Origin of the sequence: Nocardioides sp. WS12, assembly GCF_014108865.1 — a bacterium.
Taxonomy (GTDB): domain Bacteria; phylum Actinomycetota; class Actinomycetes; order Propionibacteriales; family Nocardioidaceae; genus Nocardioides.
Window position 1 is genome coordinate 2,702,420 of sequence record NZ_CP053928.1, and the last position, 15,920, is coordinate 2,718,339.

The 15,920-nt window shown below is 70.6% G+C and carries 10 protein-coding genes; 7 read left to right on the forward strand and 3 right to left on the reverse strand.

Features of this window, described 5'->3' with window-relative positions:
* Window positions 1–73: 73 nt before the first annotated feature.
* The 7 genes from HRC28_RS13130 to HRC28_RS13155 all read left to right on the forward strand — a co-directional run bounded on the left by HRC28_RS13130 (window position 74) and on the right by HRC28_RS13155 (window position 10,876).
* On the forward strand, window positions 74–4,123 hold the full coding sequence (locus HRC28_RS13130) for an alpha-(1->3)-arabinofuranosyltransferase family protein (protein WP_182375960.1): 4,050 nt from the start codon (window positions 74–76) through the stop codon (window positions 4,121–4,123).
* A complete protein-coding gene (locus HRC28_RS13135) occupies window positions 4,120–5,892 on the forward strand; it encodes a hypothetical protein (RefSeq protein WP_182375961.1) in 1,773 nt (590 codons plus the stop codon). Before HRC28_RS13130 ends, HRC28_RS13135 begins: the two co-directional genes overlap by 4 nt.
* The gene (locus HRC28_RS13140; RefSeq protein WP_182375962.1) at window positions 5,892–7,580 is read left to right on the forward strand and encodes a hypothetical protein; all 1,689 of its coding nucleotides are present in this window, start codon (window positions 5,892–5,894) and stop codon (window positions 7,578–7,580) included. The genes HRC28_RS13135 and HRC28_RS13140 overlap by 1 nt, the downstream gene beginning before the upstream one ends.
* Before the next feature lie 52 nt (window positions 7,581–7,632).
* Complete coding sequence (locus HRC28_RS25620) at window positions 7,633–7,764, forward strand: hypothetical protein (RefSeq protein WP_272902622.1); 132 nt, start codon at window positions 7,633–7,635, stop codon at window positions 7,762–7,764.
* 95 nt (window positions 7,765–7,859) lie between these two features.
* On the forward strand, window positions 7,860–8,669 hold the full coding sequence (locus HRC28_RS13145; RefSeq protein ID WP_182375963.1) for a glycosyltransferase: 810 nt from the start codon (window positions 7,860–7,862) through the stop codon (window positions 8,667–8,669).
* On the forward strand, window positions 8,666–9,892 hold the full coding sequence (locus HRC28_RS13150) for a glycosyltransferase family 4 protein (RefSeq protein WP_182375964.1): 1,227 nt from the start codon (window positions 8,666–8,668) through the stop codon (window positions 9,890–9,892). Before HRC28_RS13145 ends, HRC28_RS13150 begins: the two co-directional genes overlap by 4 nt.
* 12 nt (window positions 9,893–9,904) lie before the next feature.
* A complete protein-coding gene (locus HRC28_RS13155) occupies window positions 9,905–10,876 on the forward strand; it encodes a DUF3068 domain-containing protein (RefSeq protein WP_182375965.1) in 972 nt (323 codons plus the stop codon).
* Here the strand turns inward: HRC28_RS13155 and HRC28_RS13160 are convergent.
* Genes HRC28_RS13160 through HRC28_RS25625 form a run of 3 tightly spaced genes read right to left on the reverse strand, consistent with a single transcriptional unit; the run spans window position 10,870 to window position 15,885 of the window.
* Window positions 10,870–11,919, reverse strand: a complete 1,050-nt coding sequence (locus HRC28_RS13160) for a hypothetical protein (RefSeq protein ID WP_182375966.1) — start codon at window positions 11,917–11,919, stop codon at window positions 10,870–10,872. The genes HRC28_RS13155 and HRC28_RS13160 overlap by 7 nt on opposite strands.
* A 7-nt stretch (window positions 11,920–11,926) precedes the next feature.
* Window positions 11,927–12,625, reverse strand: coding sequence for a class I SAM-dependent methyltransferase (locus HRC28_RS13165; protein ID WP_182375967.1), 699 nt, complete (start codon window positions 12,623–12,625; stop codon window positions 11,927–11,929).
* A 35-nt stretch (window positions 12,626–12,660) separates the two neighbouring features.
* Complete coding sequence (locus HRC28_RS25625; RefSeq protein WP_272902623.1) at window positions 12,661–15,885, reverse strand: binary toxin-like calcium binding domain-containing protein; 3,225 nt, start codon at window positions 15,883–15,885, stop codon at window positions 12,661–12,663.
* Between the last annotated feature and the right edge of the window lie 35 nt (window positions 15,886–15,920).

Consider the following 15,920-nt stretch of genomic DNA (forward strand, 5'->3'; position numbering starts at 1 on the left):
GGGCGTGGCCTGCCCTTGCCGAGGAACCGGACCCCTCCCCGCATACAGTGACTTCCGCCACGGAGGAGGTGGGATGAGGGACAGGCCGGAGCAGTCGGTCAGGGGAGCCGCCGTGGTGGGCGTGCTCTATGCCGTCATCACCTTCTTCATGCTGCTGCAGCAGCCCGGGTCGACGACCTACGACACCCGCGCCGAGTTGACCCAGCGGCCGGGCGACTTCCTGTCCGGTGCCTTCACGCTCTGGCACCCGGAGTCGAACTTCGGTGAGTTCCAGAACCAGGCCTACGGCTACCTCTTCCCGCAGGGCACCTGGTTCGTGCTCACCGACCTGCTCGGGATGCCGGACTGGATCAGCCAGCGCCTGTGGTCCGCGCTGATCCTGATCATCGCCTGCGAAGGCGCCCGCCGTGTGGCCCGCGCGATCGGGATGGCGGACCTTCCCGCGATGCTCGCAGGAGCCGTCTTCGCCTTCTCTCCGCGCCTGCTCGGGACCGTCTCCGTCCAGACCGCCGAATCGTTGCCGGGGGCGGTGATGCCGTGGCTCGTCCTCCCGGTGGTCCTGCACCTGCGGGGTCGACTCGGGCCCTGGTCGACGGCCCTGCTCAGCGGGGCCGCGGTCGTCTGCATGGGTGGCGTGAACGCGGTCGAGACGGCGGCCTGTCTCCCGCTGGCGGTGATCCTGGTCCTGTGGGGCGCGCGCCACGGCCTGACCGACCGCCGGTTCGTGGTCGGGTGGTTCGCGGCCGTGGGCGCTGCATGCCTCTGGTGGGCGCTGCCGTTGCTGGTGCTGGCGCGCTACACCCCACCGTTCTACGAGTACGTCGAGAGCGCAGGGGACACGACCTCGCTCATTGGCTGGTCCGAGGCGGCGCGCGGGGACTCGTCGTGGCTCGGGTACCTGCTCTCCGGCGATCAGCCGTGGTGGCCGGCGATGTACCAGTTGACGACCGAGCCGGTGCTGATCGTGGTGGCAGCGGTGGTGGCCGGCATCGGGCTCGCGGGCCTCACGCAGGTGCCGGGCGACATCAAGCGTCCCCTGATGTTCGCGGCGGTCCTCGGGCTCACGTGCATCACTGTCGCCCACGGAGGCGTCGCCGGGGCACCGTCGGCCGAGTTCGTGCGCAGCCTGCTGGACGGTGCCCTCCAGATCTTCCGCAACGTCCACAAGATCGATCCACTCGTCCGCCTCCCGCTGGCATTGGGCTTCGGATGTGCGGTGGCCTGGGCAGTCGAGCGGCTGCTGACCTGGCGTCCGCAGCTGGATTCAGGTCGCGACCTGCTGCTGCTCTCGCCGTTGCTGCTCGTGCTGGTGCTCGGCCAGCCGTACCTCGCCAACGACACCCGCACGCCCGGGTGGGACTCCATTGCGACGCCATGGGAGCAGGCGCGCGACTACCTCGAGGCCGCGGACGCCGCGGACGAGCCCGGCCCGGCCAGTCGCGCCCTGATCGTTCCCGGATCGAGTTTCGCCCAGCAGGACTGGGGATGGACGATCGACGAGCCCCTCGTGATCCTCGGCGGCACCAGCACCGTGACCCGGAGCCAGATCCCGCTCATCCCCGGCGAGTCCATCCGGTACCTCTCGGCGCTGGACCAGATGATCGCCACCGGCCGGGCGACCGAAGCGCTGGTCGACCAGCTCGCGCGCGTCGACATCCGGTACGTCGTACTGCGCCGCGACCTGTTGCGGAACAACACGCGTTCGCCGCACCCGGGCGGCACCGCGGTCTCGCTGGCGAGGGCCGGTCTCGAGCGGGTTGCCGGGTTCGGCAGTGCGGGTGGCGGCGAGGCGGCCGTCGAGATCTTCGAGGTGCCGCGGCGGCTTCCGGCCGTCCGCGCGGCGGCTCTGGACGATGTCGCGACCGTTCGGGGAGCGCCCGAGAGCGTGCTGGGGCTGCAGTCGGCAGGTCTCGTCGACCCGACGCGTCCGACCGTCCTCGAGGGCGAGCCCGGGTGGAAGGCGCCTGCTGACGTGGTCACCGACACCAACCAGCGCCGTGAGCGCGCGTTCGGCAACAACGACGAGGGCATCTCGGCCCTGATGACGCAGGACGAGCCGTGGCGCCTGGCCCGCGCGACCCACGACTTCCCGGCCGGGCCCGGCCGCGACCAGGTGGTGGCGAAGTACAGCGGGCTCACCTCGGTCACCGCCTCGACGGCCCAGGGGTACGCCGACAACTACGGTCCGGTGACGCTCCAGTCCGCGCCGTACGCCGCGATCGACGGCAACCTCGACACCCAGTGGGTCAGCTCGATCGTCGGAGCCGCGGACGAGCAGTGGTTCCGGCTCCGGTTCGACGGCGAACGAGCGATCCGCGAAGTCACCGTCACGCCCGTCGCCGACGATCCCCGGGTCGTCCCGATCCGCACGATCGAGGTCGTGGCGGGGGACCAGCGGGTCCGGGCGAAGGTCACTCCGAGCGGCGCCCCCGTCATCGTCGCGCTGGACGGCAGCAGGGTCGATGGGGTCGAGATCCGGGTCGTCGAGGCGGCGACGGATGCCCGCTCGGCTCGCGTCGGACTGCGTGAGGTCTCCGTCAGTGGTCTCGTGCCCCGTCGTACGGCGCTCCTGCCGGGCGTCGCGCCGTTCGGTGCCCCGCTGCAGTTCTCGGTGACGCCGGGTCGACGGGCCTGCAACATCGCCCTCGCCGCGCCGGACTGCGACGTGGCGCGTGTGCGTACGGCCGAAGAGGAAGGCGGGCTCGACCGGACGTTCGCCACCGAGGACGACCAGCAGGTGCGGTTCTCCGGCCATGTCGTGGCCCGCGGTACGCCGGAGGCTGCTCGCCTGCTCGACCCGATCGAGCAGCAGACGGTCACCGCGACGTCGTCGTACGGCCAGGACCCGAAGGTCGCCGGACGTTTCGCGTACGACGGGCAACCGACCACGGCCTGGGAGTCCGACAACACGGACCTCTATCCGACCCTCGTGTTCGAGTGGCCCGAACCCCGCACGATCACCGGGCTCACCGTGCGATCGGGCGGCACCAGCGACGCGCCGGTGGCTGCGCTGGTCGACGGCGGCGACGGTGAGCGACGAGTGCCGCTCGTCAACGACGACGCTGTGGCGATCGAACCGGTGCGCACCCGCACCCTGCGCGTGCGTTTCGAGAAGGCACCGGGAGCCGCACACGTCGTCGTGCCCGAGATCGAGCTGACCGGTGCAGACGTCACCCGGCCGTTCTTCGCCGAGACCCCGACCGGAGCAGTGTGCGGGTTCGGCCCACCACTGCGCATCGACGGACGGGTCGTTCCGACGCGGGTCACCGGCACGATGGCCGACGTCGTCAACGGCAGCCCGCTCGCCTTCGAGGCCTGCAAGGTCGACGACGTCAATGGCGATTCGCCGGCGCTGGACCTCGCGGGTGGTGACCACCACCTGGTGGCGACGCCCAACGCAGAGTTCGAACTGCTCGACCTCGCTGTGCTGCCCACGCAGGCCGACAGCGCATCGGCCGCCTCCCGGACGGTCCGCATCGAGCGCTGGGGGAGCAGCCAACGCACCCTGTCGGTGGCCGGCGGCCCCGCCTCGCTGCTGTACCTCCCGGAGAACTTCAACCCGGGCTGGCGCGCAGAGGTCGACGGGAAAGCGCTGACGGCGGTGCGGGTCGACGGCTGGCAACAGGGTTGGGTGCTGCCGGCAGGGGAGGAGACCTCCGTGCAGTTGCGGTACACCCCCGAGCGGACGTACGACGTCGTCCTGCCCGTCGGCCTCGCCGTGAGTGGTCTGGTGCTGATCGGCGGCATCGTGAGCCTGCTCCTGCTGCTGTTCGGCCGCCGTGGCCGGGCCGTGGTGGAAGAGCCGCGCGTCTGGCCGGTCACCGGGCCGCCGGGTCGCGCCGGGGCGATCGCCGCGGTGGTCGTGACGCTGCTGTTGCTGGGGCCCGTGGCCGCTGCCGGTCTGCTCCTCGCGATCCTTGCGTCACGCCGAGGTCGGGGAACCCCGATCGTCGTGGGCGCCGTCGCGCTCATCGCCACGTCGGGTGCCCTCGACGCGCTCAGCGTGTCCCGACCGGTCGCGGGGGCTGCCGAACTCTTCGCGGCCCTGGCTGTCGGCGCTCTGGCGGGCGTCGTGCTGGGAGCCCCGGAGCGACCCGGGCGCCGTCGGCAGGTGGCGTCGTGAGCGCGCGGTTCGCCGCCTGGCGCGGCCAACAGGGGGCCGCCGCTCTCGCGGTTCTCCTCACGATGGTCGTCTCCCGATGGATCCTGTTGGGTGAGTCGTTCTTCAACCAGGACGACTTCTACTTGTCGGGTCGCGCCTACGACGCCGACCTCACCCTTGAGTTCTTGGTGCGCGACACCGCCGGTCACGTGAACCCACTCCAGCAACTGGCCTACTGGCTGCTCGCCCATCTGGCGCCGTACGACTGGGGCCTGGTCGCGGCCTTCGTGTTGGTCCTGCAAACGGCCACGACGGTCGTGATGTGGCTGTTGTTGACCCGTTTGCTCGGCGAGCGGTGGAGCAGGGTGGTGCTCCTTGCGGTGTTCGCCTGGGCCCCGATCACCCTGGCGACCACCCTGTGGTGGAGCGCGGCGATGGGCCTGTGGCCCCACCTGCTGTGTTCGCTGCTTGCCGTGTGGTTCCTGGTCCGTTGGCACCAGGGGGACGCCCGAGGGGTCACCTCTGTCTTGGCGATCGTCCTCACCACCACCGTCGGCCTGCTCTGGCATGAGCGTGCGGTGCTGATCGTCCCGGTGCTGTTCGGTGTCGCTGTCTGTCTTTGCGACGAAAGCATCGGTTGGCGGCGTCTTCGCGCAGCCACGATCAGATACCGCTGGTTGTGGGCCTGGCTGGTGCTGCTCCTGGCCGGGTTCCTGGTCGCCCATGGACTCCTGACCGACGTGGAGGGCGGCGAGAGCACGTTCCGCGAACAAGCGGGCGTCACCTGGTCGTTCCTCGGGAAGAACGTCGTGCCCGGCTTCTTCGGCGGCCCGTGGGCCGGCGAGCTCGAAGGCGGGGCCGTCCGTCCCGCAACCTGGGTGGTCGTGATGTCGGCAGGCCTGGCTCTGGTGGTGGCCGCCCTCCTCGTGCTGCGAGGTGGGCCCGCCCGCCGCTGGGCCCTGGTCGTGCTGTCCGGCTACGTCGTCGCCGACCTGGCTCTGCTCATCTCGGGGCGCGCGGGCTTCGGAGCCATCATCGGACTCGACCCGCGCTACTCCTCCGACGTGATCCACGCGGCAGTGCTGTGTGCCGCGCTCGCGCTGCGAGGCGGGCCGGACTGGCTGGCGTTGCGCTGGGCGGCGCAGAGCACGAGGCGGCAGACGATCGCCGTCACCGCGCTGATCGGCGCCTATGGCGTCGCAGCCTGCCTGGGAACTGCACTGCTCGTGCCGCACTTCCAGAACACCGAAGATCGCTCCTTCGTCGCCAACCTGCGCGCCGATCTTGCCGCGGACCCGACGCAGGTGATTTTCGACGACCTGGCACCGGCGGACGTCGTCCTGCCGTTGGTCGGGGACGATTCACGGTTGTCCCGCGTCTTCGGACAGTTGCCTGAGCACCCGGCGTTCGACGAGCCGTCGGCGCGGATGCGTGTGGTCGGTGAGGACGGACACCTGAAGCCGACCGTCTTTGCCGGGTCGGTGCCGGCCGTACCCGGGCCGGACGGGGAATGCGGGCACGAGGTCGGAGCTCGCGACGTTGCCGTGCCGTTCCGGTTGCCCGTGGAAGGTCGGGTCCTGATTCGGATCGCGTACTTCGCGTCGAACGAATCGACCGTCGCTGTGGCGGCGGGGGACTGGGAGGCCTCGTTCCTTGCGCGTCGCGGCCCCAACGAGATGTGGCTGGTCCTTCCCGACGTGCCCGGTCCTGTGGCGGCACTCGATCTCCGGTCCGACGGTCGGTCGATCGTGTGTGTCACTGGCGTCGACGCCGGACTGCCGGAGCGGTGATGAGGGAACGGCGCCGCGACCTCCTCTGCGTCCTGGCCGTCACGCTCCTGGTGCTCGGTCCGCTGCTGGCAGGTCGCGGCTTCTGGCTCGTCGGGGACATGGTGTTCGTGCCGCAGCAGCCCTGGAAGGCAGCCTGGCTCGGTATGGACGGGGCGCTGCCGCGGGCCGTTCCCATGGATGCCCTGATCTCCCTGATCACCCAGGTCGTGCCGGGTGACTTCGTGCAGAAGGCCTTGCTGGTGGGGGGATTCCTGGCTGGTGGCCTCGGCGTCGCCCGGTTGGTGGCCCAGCAGGCGTGGTTCGCACGCGCCGCTGCGATCACGCTGTTCTGCTGGAACCCGTGGGTCTACGAGCGTCTCCTGATCGGCCAGTGGGCGATCCTGGTCGGATACTTCGTGCTGCCGTGGGTCGCGCTGGCCGCCGTACGCCTGCGCCGCGGGGGCCCGGGGGACTGGGCGCCCGCTGCGGTGGCGCTGGTCCTGTCGGCGATCTGCAGCCCGTCCAGCGGTGTCATGGCCGCAGGCGTGCTGCTGGCGCTGGGTGTTGGCCGTGACCGGCGTGGCTGGTGGCGGGCCGTCGCCATCGCCGTGGTGGCCAACCTGACCTGGGCGATCCCGGCGCTGACCGCCGACGCCGCCCGCGTGACCACCGACGGCGTGTTCGCTGCCTTCGCGGCTCGCGCCGAATCCGGTGCCGGTGTCGTGGCGAGCGTGTTCTCGCTCGGCGGCATCTGGAAGACCTCGATCCTGCCGGGCGAACGGACCAGCGCGCTGCTCGTGCTGCTCGCCTGCCTGCTCTCGCTGGCGGCCCTGGCCGGACTGTGGCGGATGGGCGCGGACCGTTCGCGCTGGGTACTGATCGGCGCCGTGTCCCTCGGCCTTGCCCTGGCTCCGGCGATTCCTGTCGGCGCCGACGTGATGGAGTCCCTTGGGGCGCGGCTCCCCGGGCTCGCACTGTTGCGCGACTCCCATCGCTACCTCGCGCCGTTCGGCCTGGTCCTCGCGGTGGGCATTGCGTACGCCGTCACGGCTCTTCGTGCGCGGATCAAGCCCGGTACGCAGGCGCTGTGGAGCGTGGTCGCGCTGCTGGTGGTGGCCCCGCTCCTCCTGCTGCCGAGCCTGGCCTGGGGTGCCGCGGGGGAGCTGGAACGGTCGTCGTACCCGAAGGCCTGGACGGAGGTGGCGGCCCTGATCGACTCCGACGAGACCACGGTGGTGCTGCCGTGGGCCGGTTCCTACCGCGGCTTCGACTGGAACCATCGCCGCGCCGTCCTCGACCCGGCGCCACGACTGCTGCCGGGCCAGGTGCTCGTTGACGACACCGTGCGACTCGAGGGCCGTGAGGTTCCGGCCGAGGATCCGCGCGTCCGTGCGGTGGACGAAGCGCTCGACCAGGACGACCCCGCCGCCGCGCTCCGGGACCTCGGCGTGCGCTGGGTGCTGGTCGAGCACGGAATGGGACAGGTCGCCCCACCCACTGGAAAGACCGTGTACGACGCCTCGGGCCTCCAACTGATCGACGTGTCAGATCAGGGACCGGGCGCCGGAAAATCCCGATCCGCATGGCCCGAAATGACTATGCCGCGAGAGATCCTCGTGGCGATCGGTCACTTGTGCGCGTTTCTTTTGCTTTTCGTTGGGGCGACCGTGATACTTCGTGCAGGGAGTAACGGGCGTCACACGACATGATCGTCATGGGGTAGTGGATGCTCAGTGCCGGCCTTTGGGAGGGGGCCTGCGCATGAACACGATTATTGCAACTGTCGTCGGAGCATTGGCCTCGACCGTCGTCCTTGTTGGTGGCGTCAACGCCGCCCAGGGTGAGCACAAGCCTGTGAGCAACGAGAAGCTTTACAGCTACTCGGACCAGTAGGTCCCAACGCCGCGTCCTGCCCTGGGGCGACGCGGTTCTCCGGTCACACGTCTTCTGGGAGGGGGACGTATGAGCAGACGGCTTGGGAGGGTCAGATGCTGCAGATTGTCATTCCGGCGTACAACGAGGAGCGCCGCTTGCCGCGCACCTTGCGCGACTTGCGTCGCCACGTCGCCACGCATCGCGGGGTCCTCGGTCGCGTCGAGGTTCTCGTCGTCGACAACGCGAGCACCGACCGCACGGCTGAAGTCGCCCGCGAGGCCGACTCCGCCGCGCTGCCCGTGCGCGTGGTGCGTTGCGACCGCCGGGGCAAGGGCGCTGCCGTCCGTGCCGGACTGCTCGCGACCGACGCCGACCTGGTCTGCTTCATGGACGCCGACGGGGCCACCGGCCTCGACGCGATCGAGGACGCGTGGCGTCGGGTGCTCCAGGGTGCCGACGTCGTCATCGGCTCGCGGGGTCTTGCCGAGAGCGACACCGAGGCCCGGCACACCCGGACCCGGTCGACCGGCGCCGCCGCCTACCGTCGTTTCGCGGGTCGCCTGACCCCCGGGATCCTCGACACCCAGTGCGGCTTCAAGTTCTTCCGGGGTGAGGTTGTCCGCGGCGTCATCGACAACCTGCAGACCTCGGGCTTCTCCTTCGACGTCGAACTCCTCGTCCTGTTGCGCGCTGCCGGTGCGCACATCGAGGAGATGCCGGTGACCTGGGTCGACGTACCCGGTTCCACTTTCGTTCCCGCGCGCCACGGCGCTGCGGCTTTCGCCGAACTCGCGCGGATCGCCTGGCGGCACCGCGAGTTCGTGCGTCCGGTACCCGGCAGGGTGGCGGTCGTCGGAGTGCGGTCCCCCATGCCGCTCCCGGCTTCTGCTGCCCTGTCGGCCGGGACCTGGAGCTCCCGATGAGCGGCGCGACAGGTCTCGAGGGCAAGCAGATCGTCGTCGTCAACTGGCGTGACCTGGACCATTCCCTCGCTGGTGGCGCAGAGATCTACGCCTGGCAGTACGCCCGCGCGCTTCAAGAGGGCGGCGCCAAGGTTCGGTTCATCACCGCACGCGACGAGGGCCAGGCGGCTCGCGAGACGCGCGACGGTATCGACGTACGCCGCGGTGGTGGGGCACTCGGGTTCTACCTCTTCGCCCTGCTGTGGATGCTCCGGCACCGCAACGACATCGATGCGGTCATCGACCCCGCGTGCGGACTGCCGTCCTACTCGCCGCTGGTCCTGCGCCGCAGCACCCCTGCCTTCCTGATCGTGCACCACGTGCACCAGGCCCAGTTCGCCGTGCATTTCCCGGCGCCCGTCGCTGCCTTCGGGCGCTGGATGGAGCGCGTCGCCATGCGTCGCGTCTACCGCCGGCAGCTGACGGCCGCGGTCTCGGAGTCGACAGCGACCGAGATGCGTGAACAGCTCGGCTGGAACGGCACCGTCCGGCTCCTAGAGAACGGCGCCGACCTGCCGCCGTACGACGCCGCGGACGCCCAGAACAAGGACGCCGACCGGATCGTCGTGCTCGGCCGTCTCGTCGCCCACAAGCGGGTCGACCTTGTTCTCGACGCCGTCGCCGCGCTGCGCGCCCGTCCTGCGTTCGCGGACCGCGACCTGCTCGTCGACGTGATCGGCCAGGGCCCAGAGGGAGAGCGCCTGGCTGCCCACGCCGCCGAACTGGGCCTCGCTGATCGCGTCGTCTTCCACGGCTACGTGTCGAGCGAGGAGAAGAACGACCTGCTCGGTCGGGCCGCCGTCCACGTCTGCGGCTCCGACGCCGAGGGCTGGGGACAGGCCGTCATCGACGCCGCTGCGTCAGGTGTGCCGACCGTCGCCCGCGACGTGCCCGGCCTGCGTGACTCGATTCGCGACGGCAAGAGCGGTTGGCTCGTCCCCGACGACATCAGCCCCGGGGTGGTCACGGGTCGCCTCGCCGACGCGCTGTCCAACGCCCTCATCGAGGCTGCCGATCCCACGACGCGCGTACATCGTGCGGAGGCCTGCCTCAAGTGGGCCCACAAGTTCGACTGGTCGCAGATGCGCAGCAACGCGCGCGACCTGACCACCGAAATGCTCCTCGGGCGCGCTCCTGCGCTGCCCGACTGTCACAACCCACGCGATCTTCGCGTGGCCGTCTGAGAGGTCCATGCCATGCGCAAGTTTGCGTCCGTATCCGTCGGGGTCGGGGTGTTCATGATCGTTGCCGCGATCCTGGTGCGCTTCTACGCTTACCCGACCCTGGCCACCGTCCCGGCCACCTATGACGGCACGACCGAACTGGAGTCCTCGGGCGCCCAGATCTTCAACTCGGACCCCAACGTGCTCAAGACCGAGACCTGGGACCTGGACATCTCCGCCTTCACGATCGCTGACAGCGGGGCCAAGGAGCCCGACGGCGTCGCGACGTGGGTCAGCTCCACGACGGTCAAGCGGTCCGACGGCTCCGTGTTCCAGCAGACGCGGGAGCGCGCGCCGTTCGACGCCGTCAGCGGCGCCGGCGTCACGTGCGACGCCTGCGGTTCGTGGGAAGAGGTTGCCGAGGGCGAGCGTGTCGACGTGACCCGCAGGGGCCAGGTCTTCAAGTTCCCGTTCGCGACCGAGAAGCGTGACTACGACGTCTGGGACGGCACCGTCGGTGCGGCCACCAAGGCGACGTTCGAGGGCGAGGAGACCGTCCAGGGCCTGACCGTCTACAAGTTCGTGCAGCGCATCGAGCCCCAGGTGGTCGAGACCCGTGAGGTCCCGGGCAAGGTGTTCGGCGCGAGCGAGCCGTCCGTCGACGCCGAGATGTGGTACGGCATGACCCGCACGTTCTTCATCGAGCCGCAGACCGGATCGCCGGTCGACCGGGTCGAGGAGCGCGTCCAGGAACTGCGCTACGACGGAGTGAGCGTGCCGGCCTTCACCGGCACGGTCCAGTACACCGACGCGCAGGTGGACAAGTCGGTCAAGGACACCAAGTCGAACGCGAGCCTGCTCGGCGGCATGCGCGTCGCGTTCCCGCTGCTGCTCCTGCTGCTCGGCGCTGCGTTCGTCGCCGGCGGTCTGTTCCTCTCGCGCAAGTCGCACCGCCCGCTCCGTGCGGACGCCAACGACAAGCCGCTCGTCGGAGCCGGTCACTGACCGTCCGACGCACCTGACTCCTCTCTGAGGAGGGAGATGATGGCCTCGAGCAATTGCTCGAGGCCATCGTCATTCCACGACGCAGCGCGGGCCCGCAGGGTCAGTACCGTTTCGCCGCGGAAGCCCACCGCACCCAGCGAGAGTCCGCTGCCGCCGCCCGTCACCGGGTGGAAGGCCAGGCGGTCCACGTGCGGTGCGGTCACCTCGCCGAGGTGGGACACCAGCAGGGTGGAGCCCAGCCTCGAGGCCAGGACGCGCAGGCCGGTCGTGGTGGCGCGCACCGACAGCGGCGTCCACGGACGCGGTTCGGTGGCGACCGGCGGGGTCTGCACCGGAGCCTCCGCGAGGGCCCGGGTGATCCCTGCGGCATCGAGGCGTTCGACATCGCGCAGGCGCAGCAGGACGCTGTGGTCGCCGATGGCCCCGTCACCGGGCTGGGCGCGCACGGCTCCGACGGCCACCGCGACGTGACGAGCGGTGCGCCCCCGCGCGGCCTGGTGCGCCACGATCGCCCGGGTTGCCGCGGCGACGATGGCCGCTGTGCGATGACTGCCGGGGACGGTGCGCTCGACGAGGACGTCGCCGGGTTCAGGGACCGGGCGGGACGGGGGAGTCACCTCGGCCGGCGGCCGGAAGGCGACTTCGCCGAGACGGCGGCCCACGGTGCGCGCGACGCTCCCGGTCGTCGTACGGTCTCCGACTCCGCGGGCGGCCGACGTGACGGGCGCGAGGCCGAGTCGGGCAAGCACCGCCAGCAGGCTGAGCCCGTCGACCGCGCTGTGGTGGGCCGAGACCACCAGGTGGCGGCCCGACAGGCCGACCAGCACCGGCGCCGGGTTCGGAGCCAGTACGGCGGCTCGCAACCGTTCGAGCGAGTCGTCGATCAGCGGCGGGGGGAGTGCCGGCCATCCCTGGGCGGACGCAAGGTCCGCAAGGTGGGTGGTGAGCACGGCCGGATCCGCCGGTTCGGGGAGTTCGGCGGTCAACAGGATCCGCCAGCCGATGCGAGGGTCAGCCACCCAGGCCGACCCGGCAGTGGTCATGGGTGGATCACGGCTTGCGTGCGACGACCACGAGGCTCACGCCCGGCAGGCGGCGGACCGGCAGCACCCGCTCGAGGCCGACGGCGGCGCGGAGGCCGGCGTTGAGCACGGGGTGCACCGCTTCCATCTCGCTCTCGGACTCCTGGCGGCTGCGGCGTCGGGCCTTCACGACCGGCCGGAGCAGGACGTTCCACGAGCGCAGGTCCTCGATCACCAGGCCGGCGCCGATCACCCGCTGGGCGAGCTCGTCGCGTTCATAGCGGCGGACATGGCCGAGCGCCACGTCGTGGCCGCTCCACAGCGCCATGCTGGCGGGGACGGCGATCAGTGCGCGTCCACCCGGGCGCAGGACGCGCGTGGTCTCCTCGGCAACGGCGACGTCGTCGTCGATGTGCTCCCAGGCGTCGGTCGACATCACCAGGTCGACCGACTCGCTGGCGATGGGAAGTCGGCGACCGTCGCCACGGATGACGGGGATTCCGCGGGATGCTGCGATCTCGGCCCCGGTCTCTGTGTACTCGACGCCGACGGCCTTCCAGCCGAGCTCACGGAGCACGACGGTGTTGCCACCCATGCCGCATCCGACGTCGACGGCCCGTCCGGCCGGCCAGTCCTTGACGGTACGACGGACCAGGGCCCGACGCGCGGCGTACCACCAGTGCCGCCGCTCGAGAGCGGCGGACTTGGCGATCTCCTCGGCATCCACGCGCCGAGCCTAGTGGCTCATCCGCGACGGGCGACTCACCCGTGCCGGGACGGATCCGAGCGGTTCTTCACCTCGGCGCCGTCCTTTCCGCCACCCCAGTCGGTGTCGGCGACGGTCGGGTCCGTCTTGCGCTTCTTGAACCGCCAGTTCGCGCTTCCGGTGACTTCCTGCTTGTCGCTCAGGCCGTCGCCGTCGGTGTCCTTCCGCGTCGGGTTCGTCTTGCGGATGGTGATCTTGTACTTGCCGCCGTTGGCCCGGGATCGCACCACCACCTGGTTGATGGCGAGGCCCGCGACCTCGGCGCCGTCGGTCAGTCCGTCCCGGTCGGTGTCCCGCACACACGGGTTGGTCCGCACGATGCCGATGTTCTTGCCGTTGCGCGGCCGCCCGCTGTTCGTGAAGTAGGTCTGCCGGATGCTCATGCCGACGACCTCCTTGCCGTCCGACAGGGTGTCGCCGTCGGTGTCGGCGCGCAGCGGGTTGGTGTGCCCCGTGGTGCAGCCGGTCGGACCGGCGAGCTCCCGCTGGTCGCTGAGACCGTCCCGGTCGGTGTCGGCGCGGAGCGGGTTGGTGCCGGCGGCCTTCTCGGCGCCGTCGTTCAAGCCGTCGTTGTCCGAGTCGCTGTCCGTCGGCATGGTGCCGTCCGTGATCTCCTGGCCGTCCTGGACGCCGTCGTTGTCGGTGTCGGTGTCCAGCGGGTCGGTGTCGTGGGTGTTCACCTCAGCGCCGTCGGTCAGGCCGTCGTTGTCGGTGTCCGAGTCGTCCGGGTCGGTGCCGAGCGTCGTCTCCTCGTCGTTGGTGAGGCCGTCACCGTCCCGGTCGTTGCTCGGTACGTCGTCGGCGGGGGCATCCACCGGGTTCGTGCCGTTCGCGACTTCGGCGCCATCGGTCACGCCACCGTCGTCGGTGTCGGGGTCCAGCGGGTCGGTCTGGTGCGTGTTGACCTCGGCGCCGTCGCTGAGCCCGTCGCCGTCGGTGTCGGCATCGCCCGGGTCGGTGCCGGCGGCGTCCTCATCGACGTCGGTGAGGCCGTCGCCGTCGGTGTCACCCGTCGCGGCAAGGTCGTCGCCCGGGGTCGCGACGGGGTCGGTGCCGTTGTCGACTTCGGTGCCGTCGTTCACGCCACCGGCGTCGGTGTCGGGGTCCAGAGGGTCGGTGTCGTGGGTGTTGACTTCGGCGCCGTCGCTGAGGCCGTCGTTGTCGGTGTCGGCATCGCCCGGGTCGGTGCCCAGCGCGCCTTCCTCGACGTCGGTGAGGCCGTCGCCGTCGGTGTCCGTGGACGGCAGGTCGTCGGCAGGGTTGTCGACGGGGTTGGTGCCGTTGTCGATCTCGGCTCCGTCGGTGACGCCACCGTCGTCGGTGTCGGGGTCCAGGGGGTCGGTGTCGTGGGTGTTGACCTCGGCACCGTCGTTCAGGCCGTCGTTGTCGGTGTCGGCGTCGTTGGGGTCGGTGCCGGTCCCGGTGTCGGGTCCGCCTGCATCGGTGTCGACCTCGACACCGTCGTCGAGGCCGTCGTCGTCACTGTCGGCGTCTGCCGGGTCGGTGCCGAGGGCATCCTCCTCGGCGTCGGTGAGGCCGTCGAGGTCGCGGTCGTTGTCGTCGGCCGGGTTGTCGACCGGGTTGGTGCCGTTGTCGACCTCGGTGCCGTCGTTCACCCCGCCGCCGTCCGTGTCCGCCACGAGCGGATTGGTGCCCGTCCCGGTGTCAGGGCCGACGCCGTCGGTGTCGAGCTCCTCACCGTCGGTCAGACCGTCGTCGTCGCTGTCGGCATCCGTGGGGTCGGTACCCGTGCCGGTGTCAGGTCCCGGCCCGTCGGTGTCGACCTCGGCTCCGTCCTCGATGCCGTCGTCGTCGGAGTCGGCGTCATCCGGGTCGGTGCCCAGGCCGCCTTCCTCGGAGTCGGTGAGGCCGTCACCGTCACTGTCAGTCTGTACGTCGTCCGCCGGGTTGAGCGGATCGGTGAGGTCGGTGTTCACCTCGGTGCCGTCGTTCACGCCGCCGCCGTCGGTGTCCGCGACCAGGGGGTCGGTGCCGGTTCCGGTGTCGGGGCCGCCGCCGTCGGTGTCGACCTCGGCGCCGTCGGTGAGGCCGTCGTCGTCGCTGTCGGTGTCGTTGGGGTCGGTGCCCAGGCCGTCCTCTTCGATGTCGGTGAGGCCGTCACCGTCGGTGTCGTCGAGGGCACCGCACTCGACCCCGCCGGCCGGAGCGGTGGCGGTGACGCTCATCGCGCCGACGCCGAGATCCAGGTCCACCAGCGGGTTGCCGAGCAGGGACACGGACAGGTCGACGGAGAGGACCGCGCCCAGGTCGAGGGTCGCGGTCTGACCGCTGATCACCGGGTTGGCGTCGAAGAGCGCGAGATTCAGCGTGACGGACGCGAGGCCCAGCGGGACGTTCACCGGGACGGCGATGCCGTCGGGCTGCAGGGTGACCACGGGGATGCCGGCGACCGCGACTTCCGCGGTGGTGTTGCTGACCGTCGTGGTGGGTGTGTTGGTTCCGTCGGACTGGGCGGTGATGACCACGGGACTGGTGACACTCACCGTGACGAGGCCGCCGAGCAGGTTGACGTCGCCGAGGGTGAGGGTGGACGTCGAGCGGACGGCGTCGCCGTCGCCCGCCACGTCGATCAACTCGGTCTTCGTGGTGACGTCGGAAGCGTCGATCTGGCCGACGTTCGCCACCGGGAGGTCGGGGACGCCGAGCAGCGAGACCCCGAGGGCGTCGGTCTGCGAACTACCGAGCAGGCGGACTCCGCCGGTCGCTGTCGGGCACTCGAGGTCCGACACGTAGTTCGCGGTGACGTCGCCGTGGAGGGTCCCGATGTCGGCAACGGGGGAGAGGTCGACGTCGAGCAGGTCGCCCGAGAGCGGAGCCAGCGTGGGCGGCGCCGTCCGTTCCACCTCGTCGGTCTGGATCGTCGAGCCGTCCTCGAGCAACTGGGCGTCGACGTTGGAACTGATGGCGTGCACCCGGGCGCCCGCGGGGACCGGCGTACCGCCTTCCTCGGGCGGAATGCCACCGTCACTGTCGACGGTCACCTCGGAGTGGCCCACGAAGACATTGGCGAGGGGAGCGCTCGCCAGATCTGACTGCAGGCTGACCAGGTCCGCATGTGCGTTGGCCTGGTACGACGCCGGCAGCGGGTCTGCGTGGGCCGTTCCCGAGGGTATCGCCACGGTGAACACAGCTGCCGTGGCAAGTGACGTGCCGATCAGAAGAGCGGCACGCAGCCGACCAGGGTTGGAGACTGCGGCCATTGTGTGGAACTCCTGACAGCGGTGGAACCTGATCG